Source organism: Pectobacterium peruviense (genome assembly GCF_003312355.2).
Lineage (GTDB): Bacteria > Pseudomonadota > Gammaproteobacteria > Enterobacterales > Enterobacteriaceae > Pectobacterium > Pectobacterium peruviense.
On the sequence record NZ_CP161826.1, the window covers coordinates 1,825,130 to 1,848,293 of the forward strand.

General features: G+C 48.0%; 27 protein-coding genes and 1 tRNA gene. 14 read left to right on the forward strand and 14 right to left on the reverse strand.

Features of this window, described 5'->3' with window-relative positions:
- Positions 1 to 3: 3 nt before the first annotated feature.
- Both betA and DUT67_RS08280 read left to right on the forward strand, forming a co-directional pair.
- Complete coding sequence (betA, locus tag DUT67_RS08275; RefSeq protein ID WP_113632549.1) at positions 4 to 1,683, forward strand: choline dehydrogenase; 1,680 nt, start codon at positions 4 to 6, stop codon at positions 1,681 to 1,683.
- A 164-nt stretch (positions 1,684 to 1,847) separates the two neighbouring features.
- A complete protein-coding gene (locus DUT67_RS08280; RefSeq protein ID WP_101781804.1) occupies positions 1,848 to 2,501 on the forward strand; it encodes a tellurite resistance TerB family protein in 654 nt (217 codons plus the stop codon).
- A 94-nt stretch (positions 2,502 to 2,595) separates the two neighbouring features.
- Here DUT67_RS08280 and fabA read toward each other — a convergent pair whose 3' ends face one another.
- Together fabA and DUT67_RS08290 are read right to left on the reverse strand one after the other, a co-directional pair.
- Positions 2,596 to 3,114 carry a bifunctional 3-hydroxydecanoyl-ACP dehydratase/trans-2-decenoyl-ACP isomerase gene (gene fabA, locus DUT67_RS08285; RefSeq protein WP_048259627.1) on the reverse strand — a complete coding sequence of 173 codons (519 nt, stop codon included), beginning with the start codon at positions 3,112 to 3,114 and terminating at the stop codon, positions 2,596 to 2,598.
- Positions 3,115 to 3,205: 91 nt separating this feature from the next.
- The gene (locus DUT67_RS08290; protein ID WP_113627744.1) at positions 3,206 to 4,975 is read right to left on the reverse strand and encodes a Lon protease family protein; all 1,770 of its coding nucleotides are present in this window, start codon (positions 4,973 to 4,975) and stop codon (positions 3,206 to 3,208) included.
- A gap of 177 nt (positions 4,976 to 5,152) precedes the next feature.
- Here DUT67_RS08290 and matP point away from each other — a divergent pair, with 177 nt between their 5' ends.
- The gene (matP, locus tag DUT67_RS08295; RefSeq protein ID WP_113627745.1) at positions 5,153 to 5,611 is read left to right on the forward strand and encodes a macrodomain Ter protein MatP; all 459 of its coding nucleotides are present in this window, start codon (positions 5,153 to 5,155) and stop codon (positions 5,609 to 5,611) included.
- Positions 5,612 to 5,688: 77 nt separating this feature from the next.
- Here matP and ompA read toward each other — a convergent pair whose 3' ends face one another.
- The gene (gene ompA / locus DUT67_RS08300; RefSeq protein WP_113627746.1) at positions 5,689 to 6,789 is read right to left on the reverse strand and encodes a porin OmpA; all 1,101 of its coding nucleotides are present in this window, start codon (positions 6,787 to 6,789) and stop codon (positions 5,689 to 5,691) included.
- A gap of 362 nt (positions 6,790 to 7,151) precedes the next feature.
- A complete protein-coding gene (gene sulA / locus DUT67_RS08305; protein WP_113627747.1) occupies positions 7,152 to 7,658 on the reverse strand; it encodes an SOS-induced cell division inhibitor SulA in 507 nt (168 codons plus the stop codon).
- A gap of 223 nt (positions 7,659 to 7,881) precedes the next feature.
- Here sulA and DUT67_RS08310 point away from each other — a divergent pair, with 223 nt between their 5' ends.
- Positions 7,882 to 8,502: a TfoX/Sxy family DNA transformation protein gene (locus tag DUT67_RS08310; protein ID WP_113627748.1), complete on the forward strand. Its 621-nt coding sequence runs from the start codon at positions 7,882 to 7,884 to the stop codon at positions 8,500 to 8,502.
- Positions 8,503 to 8,518: 16 nt separating this feature from the next.
- Here DUT67_RS08310 and yccS read toward each other — a convergent pair whose 3' ends face one another.
- The gene (yccS, locus tag DUT67_RS08315) at positions 8,519 to 10,654 is read right to left on the reverse strand and encodes a YccS family putative transporter (RefSeq protein ID WP_113632548.1); all 2,136 of its coding nucleotides are present in this window, start codon (positions 10,652 to 10,654) and stop codon (positions 8,519 to 8,521) included.
- Positions 10,655 to 10,674: 20 nt separating this feature from the next.
- Complete coding sequence (locus tag DUT67_RS08320) at positions 10,675 to 11,121, reverse strand: YccF domain-containing protein (protein ID WP_048259634.1); 447 nt, start codon at positions 11,119 to 11,121, stop codon at positions 10,675 to 10,677.
- 185 nt (positions 11,122 to 11,306) lie between these two features.
- Between DUT67_RS08320 and helD the strand changes: the two genes are divergently transcribed.
- Entirely contained in the window at positions 11,307 to 13,364 is a 2,058-nt protein-coding gene (helD, locus tag DUT67_RS08325) for a DNA helicase IV (RefSeq protein WP_113632547.1), read from the forward strand.
- Positions 13,365 to 13,488: 124 nt separating this feature from the next.
- Here the strand turns inward: helD and DUT67_RS08330 are convergent, their stop codons facing one another.
- A complete protein-coding gene (locus tag DUT67_RS08330) occupies positions 13,489 to 13,947 on the reverse strand; it encodes a methylglyoxal synthase (protein ID WP_048259637.1) in 459 nt (152 codons plus the stop codon).
- A 137-nt stretch (positions 13,948 to 14,084) separates the two neighbouring features.
- Positions 14,085 to 14,609, reverse strand: a complete 525-nt coding sequence (locus tag DUT67_RS08335) for a DUF2057 family protein (RefSeq protein ID WP_113632546.1) — start codon at positions 14,607 to 14,609, stop codon at positions 14,085 to 14,087.
- 195 nt (positions 14,610 to 14,804) lie between these two features.
- On the opposite strand from DUT67_RS08335, the gene DUT67_RS08340 reads away from it, so the two are divergent.
- A complete protein-coding gene (locus DUT67_RS08340) occupies positions 14,805 to 15,218 on the forward strand; it encodes a CoA-binding protein (RefSeq protein ID WP_048259640.1) in 414 nt (137 codons plus the stop codon).
- Positions 15,219 to 15,298: 80 nt separating this feature from the next.
- Here DUT67_RS08340 and hspQ read toward each other — a convergent pair whose 3' ends face one another.
- Positions 15,299 to 15,607, reverse strand: coding sequence for a heat shock protein HspQ (hspQ, locus tag DUT67_RS08345; protein ID WP_048259641.1), 309 nt, complete (start codon positions 15,605 to 15,607; stop codon positions 15,299 to 15,301).
- A 227-nt stretch (positions 15,608 to 15,834) separates the two neighbouring features.
- On the opposite strand from hspQ, the gene yccX reads away from it, so the two are divergent.
- Entirely contained in the window at positions 15,835 to 16,113 is a 279-nt protein-coding gene (yccX, locus tag DUT67_RS08350) for an acylphosphatase (protein ID WP_113627752.1), read from the forward strand.
- A 10-nt stretch (positions 16,114 to 16,123) separates the two neighbouring features.
- On the opposite strand, the gene tusE is transcribed toward yccX, so the two are convergent.
- Both tusE and yccA read right to left on the reverse strand, forming a co-directional pair.
- Entirely contained in the window at positions 16,124 to 16,453 is a 330-nt protein-coding gene (gene tusE, locus DUT67_RS08355; protein WP_113632545.1) for a sulfurtransferase TusE, read from the reverse strand.
- Positions 16,454 to 16,563: 110 nt separating this feature from the next.
- Positions 16,564 to 17,223, reverse strand: coding sequence for an FtsH protease modulator YccA (gene yccA / locus DUT67_RS08360; protein ID WP_113632544.1), 660 nt, complete (start codon positions 17,221 to 17,223; stop codon positions 16,564 to 16,566).
- Positions 17,224 to 17,511: 288 nt separating this feature from the next.
- Between yccA and DUT67_RS08365 the strand changes: the two genes are divergently transcribed.
- A tRNA-Ser gene (locus DUT67_RS08365) sits at positions 17,512 to 17,599 on the forward strand.
- 382 nt (positions 17,600 to 17,981) lie between these two features.
- Here DUT67_RS08365 and DUT67_RS08370 read toward each other — a convergent pair.
- Positions 17,982 to 18,236 (reverse strand): biofilm/acid-resistance regulator YmgB/AriR, encoded by a 255-nt coding sequence (locus tag DUT67_RS08370; RefSeq protein ID WP_048259644.1) that lies wholly within the window; start codon positions 18,234 to 18,236, stop codon positions 17,982 to 17,984.
- A gap of 602 nt (positions 18,237 to 18,838) precedes the next feature.
- Here DUT67_RS08370 and DUT67_RS08375 point away from each other — a divergent pair.
- The 4 genes from DUT67_RS08375 (at position 18,839) to DUT67_RS08390 (ending at position 20,923) form a co-directional block, all read left to right on the forward strand.
- The gene (locus DUT67_RS08375) at positions 18,839 to 19,261 is read left to right on the forward strand and encodes an NUDIX hydrolase (protein WP_113627755.1); all 423 of its coding nucleotides are present in this window, start codon (positions 18,839 to 18,841) and stop codon (positions 19,259 to 19,261) included.
- An 84-nt stretch (positions 19,262 to 19,345) separates the two neighbouring features.
- Positions 19,346 to 19,870: an isochorismatase family protein gene (locus DUT67_RS08380; RefSeq protein ID WP_113632543.1), complete on the forward strand. Its 525-nt coding sequence runs from the start codon at positions 19,346 to 19,348 to the stop codon at positions 19,868 to 19,870.
- Between the two features lie 4 nt (positions 19,871 to 19,874).
- Positions 19,875 to 20,330: a GNAT family N-acetyltransferase gene (locus tag DUT67_RS08385; protein ID WP_113632542.1), complete on the forward strand. Its 456-nt coding sequence runs from the start codon at positions 19,875 to 19,877 to the stop codon at positions 20,328 to 20,330.
- Between the two features lie 164 nt (positions 20,331 to 20,494).
- On the forward strand, positions 20,495 to 20,923 hold the full coding sequence (locus tag DUT67_RS08390; RefSeq protein ID WP_048259649.1) for a universal stress protein: 429 nt from the start codon (positions 20,495 to 20,497) through the stop codon (positions 20,921 to 20,923).
- 51 nt (positions 20,924 to 20,974) lie between these two features.
- On the opposite strand, the gene DUT67_RS08395 is transcribed toward DUT67_RS08390, so the two are convergent.
- Positions 20,975 to 21,481 carry a DUF523 domain-containing protein gene (locus DUT67_RS08395; RefSeq protein ID WP_113632541.1) on the reverse strand — a complete coding sequence of 169 codons (507 nt, stop codon included), beginning with the start codon at positions 21,479 to 21,481 and terminating at the stop codon, positions 20,975 to 20,977.
- Positions 21,482 to 21,564: 83 nt separating this feature from the next.
- Positions 21,565 to 21,750: a GhoT/OrtT family toxin gene (locus DUT67_RS08400; protein WP_113627759.1), complete on the reverse strand. Its 186-nt coding sequence runs from the start codon at positions 21,748 to 21,750 to the stop codon at positions 21,565 to 21,567.
- A 155-nt stretch (positions 21,751 to 21,905) separates the two neighbouring features.
- Between DUT67_RS08400 and DUT67_RS08405 the strand changes: the two genes are divergently transcribed.
- Both DUT67_RS08405 and DUT67_RS08410 read left to right on the forward strand, forming a co-directional pair.
- The gene (locus tag DUT67_RS08405) at positions 21,906 to 22,205 is read left to right on the forward strand and encodes a hypothetical protein (RefSeq protein ID WP_113632540.1); all 300 of its coding nucleotides are present in this window, start codon (positions 21,906 to 21,908) and stop codon (positions 22,203 to 22,205) included.
- Positions 22,206 to 22,362: 157 nt separating this feature from the next.
- Positions 22,363 to 22,644, forward strand: a complete 282-nt coding sequence (locus DUT67_RS08410; RefSeq protein ID WP_113627761.1) for a hypothetical protein — start codon at positions 22,363 to 22,365, stop codon at positions 22,642 to 22,644.
- Positions 22,645 to 23,164: the final 520 nt, after the last annotated feature.

Below are 23,164 nucleotides of genomic sequence, written 5' to 3' on the forward strand. Positions count from 1 at the left end.
CTAATGGAATATGATTACATCATTATCGGAGCCGGTTCCGCTGGCAATGTGTTGGCTGCGCGTTTAACAGAAGAAAGCGATGTGAGCGTGCTGCTGCTTGAAGCGGGTGGTCCTGACTATCGGCTGGATTTTCGTACACAGATGCCTGCCGCGTTAGCTTTCCCATTACAGGGGAAACGCTATAACTGGGCCTATGAAACCGATCCCGAACCGCATATGAATAATCGCCGGATGGAATGTGGCCGAGGAAAAGGATTGGGTGGCTCGTCGCTGATTAACGGCATGTGTTACATCCGTGGTAATGCGATGGATTTTGATAATTGGGCGACCATGCCGGGTCTGGAAGATTGGAGTTACCTCGACTGCCTGCCGTATTTCCGCAAAGCGGAAACGCGGGATGTGGGATCGAATGACTACCATGGGGCGGCTGGCCCTGTTTCGGTGACAACACCGAAGATGGGAAACAACGAACTATTCCACGCGATGGTAGAAGCGGGCGTGCAGGCGGGTTATCCGCGTACGGACGATCTCAACGGGTATCAGCAGGAAGGTTTTGGGCCAATGGACAGAACCGTCACGCCGAAGGGGCGTCGTGCCAGCACCGCGCGTGGCTATTTGGATCAGGCGAAAAGCCGTAAGAATCTGACTATCGTGACGCACGCCTTAACCGACAAAATTCTCTTTGACGGAAAACGTGCCGTTGGTGTCGCCTACTTTAAAGGCGAAAATGCCCAGACGGCGAAGGCCCGTCGCGAAGTGCTGCTATGCGCTGGCGCAATTGCCTCACCGCAAATCCTGCAACGTTCCGGTGTGGGGCCGAAAGATTTGCTCCAGGGACTCGATATTCCCGTGGTACACGATCTGCCCGGTGTCGGTGAGAATTTACAAGATCACCTGGAAATGTATTTGCAATATGCCTGCAAAGAACCGGTATCGCTATATCCGGCGTTGCAATGGTTTAATCAGCCGAAAATCGGCGCGGAATGGTTGTTCAACGGCACGGGCATTGGTGCTAGTAACCAGTTTGAGGCAGGCGGTTTTATTCGTAGTCGGGACGCATTCACCTGGCCGAATATTCAATACCATTTCCTACCCGTCGCGATTAATTACAACGGCAGTAATGCGGTGAAAGAACACGGGTTTCAGGCGCACGTCGGTTCTATGCGCTCACTCAGCCGGGGGCGTGTTCAGGTACGATCTAAAGATGCCCGCGAGCACCCCAGCATCCTGTTCAACTACATGTCGACGGAACAAGATTGGCAGGAGTTTCGTGACGCGATCCGCATTACGCGTGAAATTATGGCGCAGCCCGCGCTGGACAAATATCGTGGGCGAGAGATCAGTCCTGGCCTAGAGGTTCAGACGGATGAGGAACTGGATGAGTTTATCCGCACTCATGCTGAGACGGCGTTCCATCCCTCCTGTTCCTGCAAGATGGGAGAGGATGAAATGGCAGTCGTCGATGGGCAAGGCCGTGTCCACGGCATGGAAGGCTTGCGTGTTGTCGATGCTTCCATCATGCCGCAGATTATTACCGGTAACCTGAATGCGACGACTATCATGATCGCTGAGAAAATTGCCGATCGAATCCGCCGCCGTCAGCCGCTGCCACGCAGCAAAGCACGCTATTATGTCGCTGGAAACACGCCAGTGAGAAAAGCGCCGTTGAAACCTGCCTCCTGACGTTCTCTGCATCGCCAGAGTCAGATAAACCGCTCAAATGGACCGCGTAGAAACCGCGGTCCATACTTTTCATTGTTATACACAATCTGACAAACAAACGCCTTCCGCACCATTACTATGGGTGACAACACATCAGTGATGTCACTTTTCCTTGAGGAATGAAAATGAATAATTGGCTGCAACAAATTCAGGGCTTATTAGGCTCCGGTAGTAAGGAGGATAATCATCAGCAAGGCGGTAAAAAAGGCAATTTTGGCGATATGTTGAAGCCTGCGGCGCTGGGCGGTTTGGCGGGTGTGTTGCTATCGAATAAGTCCGCGCGGAAAATTATGGGTTCATTGGGTAAAAATGCATTGATCATCGGTGGGAGTGCGGCGGCTGGCGTGGTGTTGTGGAACCAGTATAAGAAACGCGTTCGCGACACACATCAGGATGATCCTCAGTTTGGTACCCAATCCTCTGCTGATAATATTCGCGCCCGACGTCTGATTCAGGCTCTGGTTTTTGCTGCCAAGAGTGACGGTCATATTGATGCGACCGAGAAACAACGTATTGATGACAATATTCAGCAACTGCAATTAGGAAGTGACGCGCACCGCTGGGTACAGGAAGCGATAGAACAACCGCTTGACCCGATTTTGCTGGCGAAAGGCGTAAAGAATGAAGAAGAAGCACTTGAGGTCTACTTCCTGAGCTGTGCTGTAATCGATGTCGATCACTTCATGGAAAAAAGTTATTTGGATGCGTTAGCGACGGAATTGAAGATACCGCAAGATGTGCGGCAGTCGATCACCAATGAACTTAAAAGTCCATCATAATAGGTCGAGTGGTTTAGGTTGCAGTTAGGTGCGATCGAACAAATGGAAGGGATAACGCGGGCGAAAATTTTTCGCCCGCAGTGTCGTCTGGCGCTTAGAAAGAGCTGGTGTCTTTGAACAGACCCACTTTCAGTTCGTCAGCGGTATAGATCTGTTGACCGTCAACCAGCACTTCACCATCAGCAATCCCCATCACCAGACGGCGATTGATTACGCGTTTGAAGTGAATGCGGTAAGTCACTTTCTTCGCGGTTGGCAGTACTTGTCCGGTGAATTTAACTTCACCCACGCCGAGTGCACGGCCTTTACCTTCGCCACCCAACCAGCCCAGATAGAAGCCGACTAGCTGCCACATGGCATCCAGACCAAGGCAGCCTGGCATCACCGGGTCGCCGATGAAATGGCAACCGAAGAACCACAGGTCAGGCGAGATATCCAATTCGGCTTCCACGAAGCCTTTGCCATATTTACCGCCGTCTTCTGTCATTTTAACGACGCGGTCCATCATTAGCATGTTAGGAGCGGGCAACTGAGGGCCTTGCGGGCCGAACAGCTCACCACGACTGGAGGCAAGGAGGTCTTCTTTTGTATAGGATTCGCGTTTATCTACCATGGTCTCTGTAAGCCTTGTTTTAATGAAGCACGCAGATTAGCGTACACCTGTACGCTGAGCAAGTCTGTTGCATCTGGTTGAACCAGTTGGTTTAACGGAAAAACCAAGGGAAACGTCGACGCTCTTGCGGTAAAAGTTGCCCAATTCGCTCACGAATCTCCGCTAACAGGTTTGGCTGCTGCTCATCGTCGTAAGCGAAATTGGTCAGTAATGACACTGCTTCCGGCGCGGTTTCTACTGGGAATAAGTGGAATTTCCCTTCGCGTACAGCCTCAACGACATCTTCCTGTAAACAGAGGTGGCGTAAGTTAGTCGCAGGTAAAATCACACCTTGGGTACCCGTCAGCCCACGACGCTGGCAAACCTCGAAGAAGCCTTCGATTTTCTCATTCACGCCGCCAATTGGCTGAACACGACCAAATTGATCGACGGAGCCGGTAACGGCGAACTGCTGGTTGATTGGTCGCAAGGAGAGGGCACTGATCAGTGCGCACAACTCTGCCAGTGAGGCGCTGTCACCATCAACTTCGCTATACGATTGCTCGAAGACCATGGACGCTGAGAAAGGAAGCTGTTGATCAAGCTCTAGCTCGGTAATCAGGAACGCCTGCATGATCATCATGCCTTTAGCGTGTAAATTGCCAGCAAGTTCGGCTTTGCGCTCGACGTCAGTAAATTCGCCGTCGCCAGCGTGAACCACGCAGGTGATGCGTGTCGGCTCACCAAAGGCAACGGGGTAGCCTGGGAATTCCAGCACGGAAAGCCCGTTAACCTGACCGACGACTTCGCCTTCTGTTTCGATCAGAATCTGGCCCAGTTCTATTTCATCCTGCATGCGCTCACGAAGATAGCCTTCACGCCATTGGCGAGCGGCAATCGCGTCAATCAGCGCCTGCTCGGTAATCTGACCATCTCTGGCGTACAGCGATGCGTATTTTAACTGGCTGATTAACCAGCGTGGGCATAATGGTAAATTACCCTGATCGCCGCTGTAGCGTACGGCAATGTTGACTAATGCCGGCCAGGCATCCGCGTCCAGTAGCGGCAGTTGATTCTCGCTGCATAGTGCATTGATGTAGGTACACCAGCGCGCCATATCATCTGTTTCAATCAACTGCAGTTGCGCTTCGAACTCACCGTAAATCGCGTGTTCGCCTAAGTCCGGCTCCATATCATGAATATCTGCCAGGCTTTCCCGGTCACCGAGAATAATCAGGCGAATATCAAGCGGCATCGGTGGCACATCAACAGGAAGTGGTTTGCGCTCATCTGGAGACAACCAACGATAGAGCCCCTCTGCCATAATCTGTTTCAGACGCAGCCACATCAAAGGCTGAGCCAGCAACGCTCTGGCAGACAGGATCAATGTGCCGCCATTAACCTGATGAATCAGCCCTGGATGCAAGGTGATTTCATCGTGAAAATTGCGTACACAGCCGAAGAGTTGTTCGGGTTCAATCCATTCCTGATAGCCACAGGATTGCTGCGCAGCAAAGTTATCCGAAGGCTGCGTGGCGGGTTCGACCCGGATATGACGACCCTCAATGATATATTTACTGCCATGTATCGCCCCGGAGTCTAGCCTGATGGCGCTCAGCGCACGGGCGATCAATGCCATATATTCATCGTTCTCTTGCGCTTTCAACAGCATAAAGCGGGAAGGGGAACGAGGGTGGCAAAAGAGCGTCAGACTGTCTGCCAGACGCGACTGAATAGCGGAGAATTCAGCAGGAGCAAGTTGAGCTGCCTGAGTGAATAGCGTTTGATAAGGCGTATTATTGGGCAGTAAATGCTGCCATGAGAGTCGGTTACTGGTCAAAGTATCAATGTAATCGTCTAAAGGAAAAGCGTGATTATACAAGAATAATGCGGACTGCGCATAAGGAGAGTCATCTCTCCGTCATCTTTCACACGTTGAAGCTCAAACCGTGTTTGGTTAATCGTCTTAAAAGCTGCCCGAAAGCCGCCAGAAAGCGGTCAAAATCAGGGAAAACTGTTATGCTTAAAGTAACGTTACGCGGTCACTGAAGAATTTAATATGAAATATCAACAACTAGAAAATCTTGAGTGCGGATGGAAATGGAAATACCTGGTGAAGAAGCATCGGGAGGGAGAGGAAATTACGCGTTTTCTGGAGCAAAGTGCTGCGGATGATGCCGTACAGGCATTGCTTAAAATGGAAAACCAGCCGATAAAAGTGCTGGAGTGGATTGCGCAATGTATGAATCTCACCTTAGAAAATCGGATGAAGCAAACGATTCGCGCACGGCGTAAGCGTCATTTCAATGCGGAGCACCAGCATACTCGCAAGAAATCGATCGATCTGGAATATCTGGTCTGGCAGCGTCTTGCTGCTCTTGCTCAGAGGCGTGGAGTTACCTTGTCAGAAACGATTGTGCAGTTAATCGAAGATGCTGAGCACAAAGAGAAGTATGCCAGCCAGATGTCGCTGCTTAAACAGGATCTTAAAGCCATTCTGAATAATGACGAAAACTGATCGATTTTTGTCATCTATCCCACTGGTAAAAAAGCATAAAAAAACCTCGCCGAAGCGAGGTTTTTTTCGTTAATAACTTAAGCCTGAGGCTGAGTTACAACGTCTTTGATGCCTTTAACTTCGATCTCTACGCGACGATCCGGTGCCAGGCAGTCAATCAGCGCAGCACGAGGTTTCACGTTGTCACAGGTAGAACCAGTAACTGGTTGAGATTTACCCAAGCCACGAGCAGAGACTTTGTTCGCAGGGATACCTTTAGAAACCAGGTAATCAACTACGCTCTGTGCGCGTTTTTCAGACAGCGCTTGGTTGTATTGCTCTGAACCTAAACGGTCAGTGAAGCCCAGAACAACAACGGAACCGTCTTTCGGATCCAGAGAGCTCAGCTGGGTGTACAGTTGATCCAGTGATTGCTGGCCTTCTGGTTTCAGCGTTGCTTTGTTGAAGTTGAACAGGACGTCAGATTTCAGGGTGAAACGCTTGGTTTCAACAACTGGAGCTGGCGCTGGGGTCGGAGCCGGAGCAACAACAGGTGCTACGCGATCATCTTGGCCGAAACGGTAAGACAGGCCAACACTCATCAACAGGTTGTCTGGACGGGCACCAACGGTACCAGCATCACCAATGTTGCTTACCCACTGGTAGTCAACGCGGGTAGCCCAGTTTTTGTCGATAGCGTATTCAACACCGATCGCAGCCAGCGGAGAAACACCAGTGTCGTCGTTGTTGATGTCAGCTCTTGTACCCGTGTTTACAGATGTGGCCGCATGGCTGTCAGCGCGCCATACCATACCACCCAGGCGAGTATAAACGTCCAGATCTGGCATAACTGGGTAGCTCAATTTAGCTGCCAGTTGGATGCCCTGTGCCTTGAAGCTAGCACTGTCATCGTTTGATGCAGTTGAGCCTGCATATTTCATGCGGCCCAGCCAATCGTAGCCCAGCTCAAAGCCCAAGTACGGGTTGGCTTGATAACCAACAAACGCACCAGCGCCTAACTTGCTTTTGATTGGGTTGTTAACGACACCAGTGTAACCATTGCCGTAGAAGCCAGTATCATGGAATTGAGACACACCCAGTTTACCACCGGTGTACCAGGTATTGTCTTTAGGAGCTGCTTGCGCGATGGTCGCGAAGCTAGCCAGTGCCACTGCAACTGCGATAGCTGTTTTTTTCATTTTACGCCTCATTATCATCCAAATCGGCAATTAACCTGGAGGGCTAATAAACCTTTGGTTAAAATCCTTTAGTCGGAGACTTTGCCCTTATTTATGACTCACTGTCAGTCAACTGACGTTATAAAAGAGCAACTCCAGCGAGTTAAAGTCTACAACCTGATGAGAAAGTTACAAGTATGATGTGATTTGTGTCATAAGAAAACCGCACGATTCATACATACTTGCTAACAAATAGTAGATGCTTTTGACAGATCTTACGCCTTTTGATTGTATTAAATATACCCAAAAAGCCCGCAGAATACCGCTCTGCGGCGATCGCCAAGACATATAGTTTGGATGAGCTGAGAAAATTCTTAATTTACTTAATGATACAATGTCGAATGAATTTTAAGGCTAGGAAACAGTCTATAGGCATCCCCTGCAGCATTTTCTGGCCGCATAATAAAGCCGTACGTATTTCCCGCCTGCGCCGCGTGCCGTAACCGAACCTTCTCTTCTTCCGTCAATTCGTGCGGCAGCCAGCACAAAACGGCGCTGTAATTTCCTGTCAGCAAAGCCTTTTCCATGGCATCTACCGTAAATAGAGGGTTGATGTGGTGGAGTTGCACCATTTTATCCAGTGGTAACCCAGATTGCTGGACCCATGGACGGCTCAATCTTTGCTGAGGAGAAAGCCACAGCAGCCAACGAGACTGTGTGCCCAACTGCTGTAAGAGCGGTAATAACAGGTGTGTGACTATGGGCTGATCGGCGTTGTACACGATTTCGCTGATAATTCCGCCCGTGGCAACCGAGGGTTCCGCAGCGTGTTGATTTGCAGAAAAAGATGACAACTCGATGTTGTGAGAGCTGATTGATTGCGTACGCATAATGAGTCCTACCCATAGTGACACTGTATGAACATACAGTATCCGCTGTGTGCGTGAAAATCAACCTGATTTTTTTGAAAGCGCTTCGCATATTCCTTATGCAAGAGACAGTAAACACATTTTATGTTTGAAGCCACCTCGGGGCTGTGTTTAATTATTTGTTCCTGCTACGAATATTTTAATTGTTCAGGAAGAGATCATTTCAATACTAAGGATTACGGCAATGAAGCAATTATGCAAAAAAAGGATTTTGCAATCTCAGCAATCTTTTTCATCTTTGGGGGATATTACTTCACGTTCCCAATTTGGTGGCTACAGCATCGCAGCAAATAAAATGATTTTTGGACTGGTGTCGGAAGGGGAACTTTATCTTCGTGCTAGTAAGAAAGATGAAGAATATTTTCAGCAGCGCGATATGCCTAATCTGATTTATACCAAACGCGGGATGCCGGTCCCGTTGAACTACTTTCTTGTCGACGAAACCTTATGGCAAGAACCTGTGCTGCTATTATATTTTGCCCGTATGGCGCTGCTGGGCGCCCAGTACGATAAAGCCGTCAGAAGCACAAACGGGCGATTAAAGGATCTTCCGAATCTTAATCATGATATTGAACGCCTGCTGTGGAAAGCGGGGATAAAGAATGTTGATGAATTACAGCATCATGGCGCGAAAAACAGCTATCTTGAGTTGCGGAAAGTCCGGGCTAATCTGAGCGTTAATGTGTTATTGGCGCTCGCTGGTGCCATTTGTGGCACGCATCAGGCGGCACTTCCTCGCGGTATCCGCAACGAACTACTGGAATGGTATAAAAACAATGCGGTATCCAAAGGACCAAAGCACTAAGAAACACAGCATGTTTTTACTGTGTCATCATGTCATTTTTTAGCTGTACGAGTTCAGGTAAGAGGCCGATCAGCAGGCCGATTTGCTGAGTAATTAATGATTCTTTGCTGTCTGACTCGGGTGAAAGGGATTGAATGCTGGTGGTAATGGTTTTCAATCCCTGATTGATACGCCAACTGTCCTCTTCTCCGCCGTGTAGCGCGTCATCAACATGACACACGGCATCATCCAACAATTGCAATGTTTCCGATGAGGTGATTTTTCCACGGTGTGCGCCGAGTGTTGAGATATAACTTAACAATGTATGGTTCAGGCACATGAAGCGGAATGCACCGTCCAGCTTATTTTTGATGGCATGAGGTTCAGAAGACATATTTGACACAACAGACGCCAGTTCTGCGTCGCAGTTATGTGCATCGCGGCGGGCAATGCGATAAGGCAAGCTATTATCTTTCCCCTGATGATACTGAATCATGATCGCATCAAGATAACGGCAATTGGCATTCAATGTCTTATTGATAACGGTTGGTAAACCGCGGAAATGCCAGTCTGGCCAGATAAAACTCACCGCTGCCCACGCAATCGCACACCCTAACAATGTATCAATAATACGTGGTACTGCGACCTCAAAGCCTTCACCCAATAGGTTGAAACAGAGCAGGACAAGCAACGTAATAAACATGGTCGCATGCGCGTATTGCACGTTGCGAAAGGCGAAAAACAGTACGCCGCTAATGACGATCAGCGTGAGTTGTCCTTCCAGTGAAGGGACGAAGTACAGGATGGGCAGGCCGAGCAAAATACCGGTCAATGTCCCGATAACCCTCAACGTCAGCCGCCGCCGAGTGGCGTTATAGTTGGGCTGGCAAACGAACAAACTGGTCAGCAGAATCCAATAACCGTGTTGCAAACCCGTTATCTGAATCAACGCGTAGCCGCTACAAAGCAGTACTGACATACGGATGGCATGACGAAACAGCGCCGACTGAGGCGTCAGATGGCGGCTAATGCGTAAGCGGATATCGCTCCAACCCGTGATTTTGTCATCTGCCAATGTGTTTTCAGGGTTGTTTTCTTGCTCAATAGCTTGCTCGGATTCGATGGTTGATAGCTGAGCATCAATGGCGCGCAGATTGTTCAATAGATACGTCAGTGCTTTGATTTGTGCGGAATCCGCCATTTTGTTGGCGGCAATACGCGCAATAGCGGATTCGAGATGCACAAAAGCCCGCTCAATACGGCTGTCATGCTGATATTTTTGGTGCAACAGAATGGATTGTGACAGTTGCTGACAGGATTTGGCCTGCATGCTCAGCAGGCGCTGAAAGCGAAATAAGACGTCGCTATAGCGCAATTTTTCACGCAATTGCGGATAGTAAACATGCGATGAGCTGGCTCGTTCGTGAATATCTTGCGCGACAAAATAGTAATGCAGAGTTTGGCGCGTCCCACGCTGGCCGCGATCGCCACGCAGACGTGTTAACAGCGATGATTTAGTCTGATTGAGTGTCGCAACCAGTTGGCTGTTTGCCATCGCGACGTCAATAAGCGGCTTGTCGGTTTCTTCTTCAATATCAGGATCGAATAGGTTGGCTTTTGCATCTAAGTAGCGAGCCAACTGCTGATAGCACTGCGCGAGGTTGTCCTGTAGCGGGCGGATTGGGAATATCAGGTGACCAAACAGCGTAAGCAAATTATACCACAATGCCCCGACCAGCAGCATGATGGGTTGCTGATACCAATTGTCGTAAAGCGAAATGCCTAGCATGGTATAAATCGCGATCAGCAGTGCGCCGAATGCGATAGTTGCATAGCGCTGCCCCAATGCCCCGAGCAGGATAAAGCCACAGGTCGATACTGCGAGGCCAAGGCCGAACAGCCAGGGATAGGGAAAAAGCAGTTCGATTGAAACGGAAGCGACAAAAAAACACGTCAGCGTAATGAACAAATTACGCAGACGTCCAGTGAGGCGATCGTCAAGGTCGGTGAGGGCGGCCGCGACGACGCCAAGCGTCACAGGAATGGTTGATGTTGGCTGACCTAACCACCAGGGAATGGCTGCTGCACCACTGAGTGCAATGAGAATGCGGATGGTATACAGCCAACTGCTGTTATACACATAGCGACGAATTCCTGGGGCAAAGGTGAGCAACGTAATATCCTTAGGTGCCGTTAGCGGTAGTGGCGGCGAGCATTATTTTCCCGCGCGGCCTGCGCCAGCTCGACGGAAACTACACGACGGCCTACTGGCCACAGCGCGATGGCGGCAATTTTAAAATTGGCGATGCCAACAGGAATGCCAATGATGGTAATGCACTGAGCGATGCCGGTAATGATGTGCGACAGGCAAAGCCACCAGCCAAAGAAAATGAACCAGAAGATATTCAGCAGAGAACCGCCAGCACTCAGAATTGCGCTCTTTTCATCCGGACGTAGCTCATCAACATGAATGGCTTCATTGCCATAAGGCAAGAACGACAGCTTGGTGATTTCCCAGCATGAACGCGTTAGCGGTAAGGTAAAAATCAGCAGCACGCTGACCACGGTAGCCAGAAGCCAGGCTAATGTGGTGAAAAAACCACCCAGTACGAAATTAAGGATGTTCAACACAGTACGCATAGTCTCTCCTGCACTTATAAGGTAACCAAACTTGCTGATGGTAAAAGAATTATCACATTAAGCATCAGGATATCCTAACCTGTTTTTAAGGCTAGAGCGTGAAGTCCGATAACGGGTAAACTAGGTAACAGAGAAACGACAAAGCATAGACAAATATCCTCTCACATAGTCATGGCGCGAACATCATGGAACTGAAATCTACCTCGTTAGGTAAACATCTGGCCCAACATCCTTACAATCGGGTGCGGTTACTGAATGCCGGTGTCGAAGTGAGTGGCGATAAGCATGAATACCTGATCCCCTTTAATCAACTGCTGAGTATTCACTGTAAAAGAGGCCTGGTGTGGGGAGAGCTGGAGTTTGAGTTGCCAGCTGGAAAAGTAGTGCGTTTGCACGGCACGGAGTGGCAGGAAACGCAGGCTTTCTACCGGCATCTTCTCAAATCCTGGCTTGACTGGAGCGAGGAGATGAGTCTGATCGGCGCTGAGGTTTTACAGCGTCAAACGGACAGTATTCAAACACTGATGCAGCAGGATAAATGGTTCAGTCGTCAGGCTCTGTCAATTTTGCAGAGTGCCATCCGCGATTCGCTGGCGGCACTGCCTCTGCCGGTTTCCCGATTAGAAACCTTCGATAACTGCCGTGATAACTACCAGCACTGCTTACGCTGGCTTGAGCAGGGCGATGACATGCGCACTGCGGCGAATCAGGCATGGATGGATCGCACGCTGGCGGCAGAGCAGCCTTTCTTTGATACGGTGGAGAGTTCGCCATTAAATATGTCGCAGAGTAGAGCTGTGATTAATGGTGAAGACGGTGTATTGGTGCTGGCGGGAGCTGGCAGTGGGAAGACTTCCGTGCTGGTGGCTCGGGCGGCGTGGTTAATACATCGACAAGAGGCGACGCCCGATCAGATCTTGCTGCTGGCATTTGGTCGTAAAGCGGCAGAAGAGATGAATGAGCGTATCCATGAGCGGCTCCACACGGATGACATTCAAGCTAAGACGTTCCATGCTTTGGCACTGCACATCATTCAGCAGGCTAGTCGTAAAGCTCCGATGATAAGCCAGCTAGAAAGTGATGCAAAACAGCGTCGTGAACTACTGATTTCTCACTGGCAACAGCAATGTGCTGAGAAAAAAACACAGGCTAACGGATGGCGACGCTGGTTAACGGAAGAGCTTGAGTGGGATGTGCCAGACGGTGATTTCTGGAACGATCCGAAGCTGGCGGGGCGGCTGGCGGGGCGGCTTGAGCGCTGGTTAGGGTTGATGCGTATGCACGGTGGCAGCCAAAGTGAAATGGTTGAACAAGCACCAGAATCCATTCGAGCGGAGTTTCAGCAACGCATTCGCCTAATGGCGCCGTTGTTGAAAGCCTGGAAAAAAGCGCTTAAGGACGAAAACGCGGTCGACTTCTCTGGCCTCATCCATCAGGCGGTGAATTTGCTGGATAAAGGGCGCTTTGTGAGCCCTTGGAAACACATTCTGGTGGATGAATTTCAGGATATCTCGCCACAGCGTGCGAGTTTGTTAGCGGCACTGCGTCGACAAAATAGTCGTACCTGTCTTTTTGCTGTAGGGGATGACTGGCAGGCAATTTACCGTTTTAGTGGCGCTGAGCTGGCGTTGACAACGGCGTTTGAACAGCATTTCGGCGTAGGTGAACAGTGCGCGTTGGATACGACTTATCGCTTTAATGAACGCATCGGTGACATTGCCAATACGTTCATACAGCAGAATCCGTACCAGTTAAAGAAACCCCTGAATAGCCTGAGCAAAGGGGATAAAAAAGCGGTAACCATTCTGCCTCAGGATCAACTTGAGCCACTTCTGGATAAACTGAGCGGCTTTGTTAAGGCTGATGAACGCATTCTTGTGCTTGCCCGTTACCACCATTTGCGCCCAGCGATGTTAGAAAAGGCAGCAACCAAATGGCCGAACTTGCACATTGATTTCATGACAGTACATGCCAGCAAAGGGCAGCAGGCGGAATACGTCATTATCGTGGGTATGCATGAGGGAAAAGATGGTTTCCCGGCTCCGACAAGAGAGTCTGTGATTGAAGCGGTGCTGCTACCTGAGCCTGAGGATTTCCCTGATGCAGAGGAACGTCGCTTATTGTATGTGGCATTGACGAGGGCGAAACATCGCGTCTGGTTGCTACAGGACGTGACAAATCCGTCGGTGTTTGTTGAACATCTTCATCGTTTAGGCGTCCCGACGCAGCGTAAGCCAGGATAGCTAAGCTGTGATAATTCTGCTGGGATAACTCGGCTAGGATAGCTAAAACGGAACAATGCCATTTAACCGCTGAGACCAGCGTCGGATGTACCGCACGCCGCTGGCCCATTTTGATGTGCTGAGATTATTTCAGACGGTCTTGCAGGTAGCGTTGATAATCAGGGATGGCTATCTGAACCGGTTCTTTAAATAGCGCAGAATTGACCAGGAAATCCGCCGTTGCACGGTTGGTTGCAACAGGAATGTTCCAAACTGTCGCGAGTCTCAGCAGCGCCTTGACATCAGGATCGTGGGGTACTGCGTTAAGTGGATCCCAGAAGAAGATCATCAAATCGATTTTCCCTTCGGAGATGAGTGCGCCGACCTGCTGGTCACCCCCCATCGGCCCGCTCAGCATGCTTTTTACGGGCAGACCCGTGTTTGACTGAATCAGGTTTCCGGTAGTTCCGGTGGCGTAAAGCGTGTGCTCTGTGAGCTGTTGTTTATTCGTACCAACCCAATCCAGCAAAGATTGTTTGCAGTGGTCGTGTGCTACCAGCGCAATATGTTTTTGCGCGGCGATGGTACGGGTGGTGAACTCCATGGTTACGTCCTTCAATCTGGTGTAGTAAAGCTGACGCTAGGGTAAGGACAGATTACGGAAACGCTGTTTCAGTGCAAAGCGATAAAAGCGGGAAAAGGCGAACGGGTATCAAAAATCTGATGTGACTGCGCGTAAAATCACCAGGTTACCGATTCATTCAGTGCACTAGCAAAACCTGCAACAGAAGCACCTTTCGCCGCTGCGTTGTATTCCGACATTTTTCGCTCTATATCGAGCAACTCATTATCAGCAATGACAAGCGCATCGGTACGCGTGGGGATAATCTGATTTTTTTCATCAAGCAATTGATATTGGGGAAGGGCAGTAAAGTTTTGGCGATCTTGAGGGGTTTGCAGCGGCGGCAGCTTAAATGACACCGATGCTACTTTTTCTGTGTTAAAGGCCGCAATAAATGTCGAAGGGAAATAGGTCGCTGGTGCACCCGTTTGGGCATCGACAGTATCAACAACTTTAAACAGAATTTGGTGTTGCCCACTGCCAAGTTCGAGGCTATCGGCACCTTTCAGCCACGAGCCTGACATTCTCTGCCCGTCAACCATAAGGAGATCGATCTTCTGATCTAATTTCAACGTTGTTGCCGCAATTGCTGAGGTGCTTAAACCCGCAATAAACAGGCAAACAGTGATGAAGCCGAATTTCATAATTTTCCCAGATGGTACGTAATTCGAGTATTGTTGAGGAATTGTCTGAATGTGTCAAAGGTTTCAATTTGAAACAGGCTGTTATGGCATTTTTCGTTCCGTGCGGCATCCGACTGCGGATTTTCTACACCATTTCCCGCTATTTCTGGAATGTGCGATACACTCAAATAAATCACGTAAAAGAGGCTGAATAGCATGCATGACAGTGATATTGAGTCTGTGCTGAAAACGGTAAAAACCATTGCATTGGTGGGCGCTAGCGATAACTTATCTCGTCCAAGTTATGGCGTAATGGCGTATTTACTTGAGCAAGGCTACGACGTTATCCCCGTCAGCCCCAAGCTGGCTGGTCAGACACTCTTGGGCCAAAAAGCCTATGCCAGCTTAGCGGATATTCCTAAACCCGTTGATATGGTCGATGTCTTTCGTCAGCCGGAAGCGGCTTATGAGGTCGCCAAAGAGGCTATCGCCATCGGTGCTTCCGTACTGTGGTTGCAGATCGGCGTTATTAATGAGCAGGCGGCAATTTTGGCTCACGATGCAGGGCTGAAAGTCGTGATGGATCGCTGCCCGAAAATTGAAATCCCACGACTGGGTTTGGGTAAATAAGTCGTAGACGCAGGGCGATGCTGAATATCACAGCATCGCCAATGCTTGACTGTGGTGAACCGTATCTACGTTGGTGAATGTTAGTGGCGCAACTGTGGGGCGCGGCGTTGTATGACTTCAGCCAATTCGTTTAGTGAAGGGTGGTCGTGCTCAGAAAGCTCTTCCTTCATCAACTGTGCCTCCGCCAGATAAGTGTGTATTGGTTGGCCTTCGTCATCTTCCATCACAACGTGGTACCACGGTTCGGAGCGCGGCGTGTCATTGCCGCTGATTTCTTCCCAGGTGGGCGTTTCTAATGAGTATTCGGGATCGATATCGATAATGACGCCTGGGAACCCTAGGAGTCTATGACGAATCTGTTGTCCGATGCCAAATTTACTAATGATCATATAGCCCCCTGGAAGTTGATAACACTTTCTACTCGCTGCGGATTTTTCTGAGAGAGGACAACCGCATCCGATAACGTCTTGTAGCGTACAGAGGTTTTTCAAGCGATGACGTATGTGCTCGTTGAGCGCTGGCTGAACACATTATTAACAGTATGGTGTAAATTTTTAGAAGATACAGTCCGGCTAATGAAATGTTGTTTGGCTGCTTGTGCCGAGAAGGGGAAAATATGGAAAAGATAGCGACAGCGGCTTATGTCTACGGTGTGGTTCAGGGAGTGGGCTTTCGTTACAGTACGCAACGTCAAGCTGCGCTACTGGGACTCAGTGGGTATGCGCGTAATTGTGATGATGGCAGCGTAGAAGTCGTGGCAAGTGGCGAGCCTCATGCGGTGGAGATGTTGATTGAGTGGCTGAAGCAAGGTGGCCCACGAAGCGCCAGGGTTGATAAGGTGCTTATTGAGCCACATGGCAAGACGGACTATAAAGGGTTTACGATCCGCTATTGAAACTGTTGAGTTAGATGCATTTCACTGGCTTGGGTAAGCCGGCGATTTTGGTTGCCTGTTTTGCTGGACCTTTCGGAAACAGTTTATACAGGTAGCGGCTATTTCCTTTCTCTTCACCGTACTTTTGCGCCATCGCTTTAACTAACATACGTATAGCGGGTGAGGTGTTGAACTCCTGATAAAAATTTCGCACAAACCGGACGACTTCCCAATGCGGTTCTGTCAGCGCAATGCCTTCCTGCTCAGCGAGCACGGTAGCCAACGCTTCGCTCCACGCGGTACTGTCCATCAGGTAACCCTGTGCGTCTGTGGCGATCGTTCGCCCTTCAAACTCCAACATCTTCTCTCCGCCTGCAATATCTCAGCCCGCAGTTTAACAAATTTTTTTGTCTGCGCCGGAATAAAAAAAGCCCCAAATTGGGGCTTTCTCAGTGCGGTACTCAACGAGACTTAGTCGTTACGCATGATGCCCAGAATACTTAACAGGCTAACGAAGGTATTGTATATCGCGACATACAGGCTAACCGTCGCCCGGATGTAGTTGGTTTCGCCACCGTGAATAATGTTACTGGTTTCCCACAGGATGGCACCCGCAGAGAACAGAATAAACAGAGCGCTGATCGCCAGATGCAACGCTGGAATCTGTAGGAACAGATTGGCAATGACGGCAACAATCAGTACAACAAACCCAGCCATCATCATGCCAGATAAGAAGGACATGTCCTTACGTGTCGTTAATACATAGGCTGAACAGCAGAAGAACACCACTGCCGTACCGCCCAGCGCTAACATGACAATGTCGCCTGCGCCGGAAGAAATCAGCGAGCTTAAAATCGGGCCCAGCGTATAACCCATAAATCCGGTCAGTGCGAATGCGGCTAAAATACCCGCTGGGCTGTTCGCCAGTTTATGCGTCAGGAACATCAGACCATAAAACCCAACTAGCATCAGAATTAAGCCAGGAGCGGGCAGGTTAAGTACAGTACTTGCCGTTGCGGTAACGGCGGAAAAACCCAGCGTCAGCGACAGCAGGAAATACGTATTACGCAGCACTTTGTGAGTGCTGAGTAGCGAACTTTCACGGGTAGAGGAAACAACAATACGATCCATATCAGCGACTCTCTCTTCAGGGTGCTATTATCCAATGTCAAAGAATAAATAGTTGCAGGACGTTATTAAAGATGGTTTACCCTTCTTTACGCTGCAAATTCGTCATACTCCGTGCCAGTGCTCGTGTTTTGTCCTGCAATTCATATGATGGTGGAGGGAAATTGCTCTATTTCATGCATCGCGTGACGATTTTGCGTTCAATTGCGTTGCGTTAGGTTGTTTTTCAGGCAATTGAGCGCTGTGATGCTTTACAAGATCCCACACACTGTTTATAGTTCGCGTCATTGCGGAGGAGTGGCCGAGTGGTTGAAGGCACCGGTCTTGAAAACCGGCGACGCGAAAGTGTTCTAGAGTTCGAATCTCTACTCCTCCGCCAAAAAAATTCAACGGGTTAGCTTAGGCTAGCCCGTTTTCGTTTCTGCTGTTGAATCCAACATCGCGTTTTGCATTGTGGTGTTTTTACTTCTGTTTGAGTCGGAATGTACTAAGTGGCTTAACGCTGCGCGAGTGTCATGCGGGAATTTTTCATCGCGTATTCATTTAGAAATGAATACTAACGATTAGCAAAAAATAAATATATATCATGCCGGGTTTTAAATACATTCATTCGTAATGGATAACCAAAGCATAGTAATGCGTGTCTTTTCATTATTATGCACCATGCTATTCATTATCGACGGCATCGTTCTTTAAATAAAAGCGTATTCCGGCAATACAAAGATCTTACCGAGGTGATGGTCGAATGTATTTACGAGGTATTAAATCAGGAAGTCATCCTGAGTTTTATAAACTATCAAATCCAGCAATGTGCGATACTTTTCCTGAAACGCCGTATTGGCCTCTGTTTCAATTTTGTGAATTAATTTAGCAATGATGGCCTTGTTGCTGACGGAATGGCCGGATTGGATGATCTCTTCTACGATGTTGCCGAGCATTTCCATATCGCTGACCTGAGAGTCTAGGGCAAGGACATCAGATATCGGAAGCTCGTTCTGGGGCACCTCTGAATGCATTGTTTCTCCTCCCTTTCGCGCTTTCTGACATGGTTAATGCACACACTGCCAGACAGGACAAATTCGCTGTCCGCCAGACATGAAGAAATGGTTAGTTAACTTTAGTCGATCATACGCATAAAACCAGTCTATAAGATAAATAAACACTGCGTTACTCCGGGACTTGTCCGAGCGTGAAAGCATGACGACGATCAATGGTCAGGCGGATAAATATGAATTTATCATTTTCCACAAATATTATGTCTGAAATAATTATACGAGATGCATGACTTCAATAAGTTAAACATGTCGAGATAAAAGGAGGCAGGGAAATAGATTAACTGAACATAAAGACTATTAATGCATTTTGATTAAGTCTATACCTCAAATAATTCGAGTTGCAGGAAGGCGGCAAGAAAAAGAATCCCGATGAGCTTACACAAGTAAGTGATTCGGGTGAGTGAACGCAACCAACGCACATGCAGCTTGAAGTATTACGGGTATATAGGTTTTTGATCTGCTCAAGGAGATGACATTTTTCTGTGGCACATGCGGTTTATCAAAAAATGTTTTTTATCAAAACCTATTTATCGAAAATAGCACCCTAGTTTAGGAGCGTTGACATGCAAAAGATCAGAGCAAAAGCAGTTTGTCTTTTTCGCAATAATGGCCAAATTCTGTTAGCAGAAGGATATGATCCCATAAAAGATGAGCACTATGTCTTGCCTCTCGGTGGTGGTATCGAATTTGGTGAATCGTCGCAGGCGGCGGCGGAGAGGGAAGTTCAAGAGGAAATTAGCGCAGCGACCAAGGACTTTTCGCTGCTGGGCGTTTCAGAGAATATCTTTTCCTACAATGGCAAGTCAGGGCATGAAATTGTCTTTGTCTATGAAGCGCGCTTTCAGGATGAGTTGCTTTATCAGCAAGATATCATCCATGGCATAGAGACCAACGGTGTTCCGATCGTGACTCGTTGGTTTGATATTGATTTGCTGCGTTCTGGGGAAATCAAGTTTTATCCTCATGGTATAGTGGACATGATCTAACCGCAGTCGAATGGCTGGGGTAGGTGATAGTAGACGGTTGCCTCCGTGATGATGAAGTTAAGCGCCCGAAATAAGGAAAAAAAGATGCAGGTTTTGATGGTCATTGATATGCAAAATGCCGTGTTTGCTATGCCAAGAGCGCGACAGGCGCAGATAGTCGCATTGATAAACCAGCTTTCAGGTGCAGCAGGTCGGACGATTTTTATTCAGCACGAAGGCGACGGTATGCTGTCAGGCAGCGAGGGATGGCAGTTATTACCTGAGCTGCACCAGCCAGAGGATAGCTTGTCGATAACGAAAACAGCGTGCGATGCGTTTTACCGCACGTCGTTAGCCGATGTGTTGGCTGATCTGGGTGTTAACCACCTGACGATTTGCGGATGTGCGACGGATTACTGTGTTGATGCAACCATTAAAAATGCGGCCAGCCGAGGCTATGCGCTGACGATTGCTTCTGATGCGCACACGACGGCCAATCGCGGTGAACTGAAAGCAGAGCAATTAGTTACGCATTACAATAATGTGTGGCGGGATTTTATTATTCCGGGTAACACGATTACGGTAGAAACAACGGAAAACATCATTGCTTCATGGAATGCGAGCCGCTAGCCCTATGTTGAATATTATTTCTGTCAGAAATCGCCCCGAATACAAAGACCGGGCGATCCACTATTTCCAACGCCACTGGGCGTCGGATGAAACATTGATGCTTTATGAGGATTGTATCAGCCACTGCATTGATGCTGAAAATCCATTGCCTGATTGGTATTTGATGGAAAAAGAGGGGGATATCATTGGAGGTGCAGGATTAATTACCAATGATTTCATCAGCCGTATGGATCTTTACCCGTGGCTGTGCGCGCTTTATGTTGAAGAGAGTCATCGTGGCAAGGGTTATGCGGGGCAGTTGATCGAATACGTTGTTCAGCAAACCCACCGCGCTGGTTTTTCTAAGCTGCACTTATGCACTGAACTGCTCGATTTTTATGAACGCTATGGGTTCCACTTAACTGGGATGGGTTATCACCCTTGGGGTGAGTCGTCACGCATTTATACCCGCTCGCTTTAAACGTAAATTGATGAGTTAATGGTGCTCGGTTATGCGTCTATCTGGTTAAAAATTGCAGGCAACATGCGTAAAAGTGAACGGGATCATATTCTGCTGCTGATGAGCAGACTACGCTTCTTACATACTGACAGGTAATCAGTTATCCACGTTGGGGAGAGGTGATTATGTACACGAGCATTCTGGTGCCAGTAGATATAGAAGAAGATGAACTCACTAAACACGCGCTTACGCATGCAGTCAGGTTGGCCAAAATGTCGGGTGCTGCAATACACCTCTTTCATTCCCTCCCTGATGCGTCAGCATTTTTATCTGCTTATTCTTTTGGCATAAAAGAGTTTGAGAATGAGGCTGTGGTGAAAGCGAATGACAAACTTAAATCACTGATGAAAACAATCGATCTGCCTGCATCACGGTTGTCATGCAGCGTCAGCTTCGGATCGGCGAGAGACGAAGTGTTATCGCTGGCGGAGGAGATTAATGCGGATTTGATCGTAATCGGTTCACGCCGACCGGATGTGAAAACCTATCTGCTTGGCTCAAATGCTGCTGCTATTGTTCGCCATGCAAAAATGTCAGTGCTCGTTGTCCGTTAGTTTTTATAACGCTGCTGCTGCGTTTTGGGGCAGCAGCGACGCTATGTGACACTATGCGTCAGTATGGCGATCGTAGTATTCAACACGTTCAATCAACTGTTCGATCTCGCGATCGGAAAACACTTCTATGTCGTGGTGGCGCAGCAACTCTGCCGTAACACCATTGCCTGCCGTTTGTGAGCCATCAAATCGTCCGCTGTATATGATGTTGCTGCCACAGGATGGGCTTCCTTCCGTAAGGAGAGCGAAGCGGCAGTTATGCTGTTGTGCCATTTGCAGCGTTAGCCAAGCTCCCAGAATATAACGCTCGGTCACATCGCTGCCGGTGGCTTCAACAACTTTGGCTCCAGCCTTGATAACCGAATTGCCACCGAAGGCCGGAATAATCTCTGCTGAAGGTCTGGGCGTTGGGAAACCCGCTGCCAATTCCGGACAAAACGTAATAAGTCTCGCTTGTTGACGCCACTGGGCGAGATAGTCGCCGACAGATTTCTTTTCAGTACCGTTATAACGAACGGGAAAGCCGGAAAGACAGGCGCTGATCAGAATATTACTCATCGTGGGGCATTTCCTCTAAAAGGCGAGCATAGGCGTTGCTGCATTAAGTCATAAAGCATGTTGTCTGGAAGAGAAGCACGGCATCAAAAAATGGAGAACAGCAGGACGACAGGGAAACTCAACGGCCAGGTTAGACCTACCATTAACGAAGCAAAGAATCGGATGAGCAGGGATTTGTCTTTACTCAACAAGAAAGTAACGATCAGGGCAACAAAAAAACCGATCATGTAGGTAAATTTAATGAGTTCCCAGAAGGAGTGATGTGGCACGTTTGTTTCCTTTTATCCTCGAAGCGCCTGCATTTTATGTTGTTAATATTTTATGATCAATTTTTTAACCCATAATGGGTAGTCGGGAAGCGCCGTTCTGCGGTGCGTATTTTATACTACAGTGAGTATCCTCTGGTTAAAATGAGACCTTCGGTATGAAAACAACGCTGGCTGTTGCGATGGTGTGTGCTACGGCTCTACTTTCTGTTTCTACGCTTAGTATGGCGAAAAATTCTTGGATTTCTGATGAGCAGATCAAAGAAAAGATTATTCAGGAATCGATTTCGTCTTATTCCGGTAATTGTCCGTGCCCTTATAATTCAGCACGTAATGGTAGCAAATGCGGTAAGCGTAGCGCGTGGAGCAGAGCTGGCGGCTATTCGCCAATTTGTTACAAAGACGATGTAACCAGAAAAATGATTGACGACTGGAGAATGAAAAGTGGAAATAAATAACCTTCGACAAGGGAATAAAGTAGCGAAATAATAATCTCTTTGCTAATAAATTAATTACACTATTTATGTGACAGAAATATTAAATTTTTATTTCAGTATGGACATTGTAGGCTGGCTGTCATAGCTTACTATTTTACCCCATGAGAAAGGTAATAAAATGAGTGAGATATCTAGCCTGTCCCTGAAAATTTCCCCAGAGCTGAAAGAAAAAATCAAAGCCGCTGCCTTAGAAAACGAAGTATCCCTCAGTGCAGAAGTCAGCGCCCGGTTGCTGAAAAGCTTTGATGAAAGCCAGCAATCTTCAGAACTGTCTCCTGAATCGGTGGATAGTCAGGGTACGCAAGAAGTGGGTGCAGAAGCGCCATTGACGCAAAAAGAACTCAAAAAACTCCGGGAATTGCTGAAAGGCAAATCCAAAGTGACTTCCAAGAAAAAGTAATGCTGGATGAGATTCAGCATCTCTGATTGATCCAAAGAATAGATAACAAAATTAAATCACCCAGACATCTTGATGACAAGGTGGCTGGGTGAGCCTTTTTTGCTCAATGACTCACATTCGTGTAGAAAGTGAAAACCTCTGGAAAGAAGGCCTCCTCACGCTATTTGTTTAATCCCATATATCTCTCTATTCCCTGCACACGGCATAACATAAATCCAGATAGTATTTATTTAAATGTATAACAAATTGTTATTATTTGTTTTTGGGTTTATTGTTACATCCTAAATACAATATTTACTTCTATAAAATAGATTCATCTTATAAATAGATAGATTTTAAAAAAATGATCGATTAAATAGATATTGATACCGTAAGTTAGAAAATATAAAGATTATCTACAAAAGGCCGATACCGCCTTCGGCGTTAGGAGGATTTGTCCTGGCTTGTATGATTTCCTTATCGCTGCTATTAAACCATAATTTTAGTGACGGTAATTCTCTTGAGTTTTATGGGCCTGGAG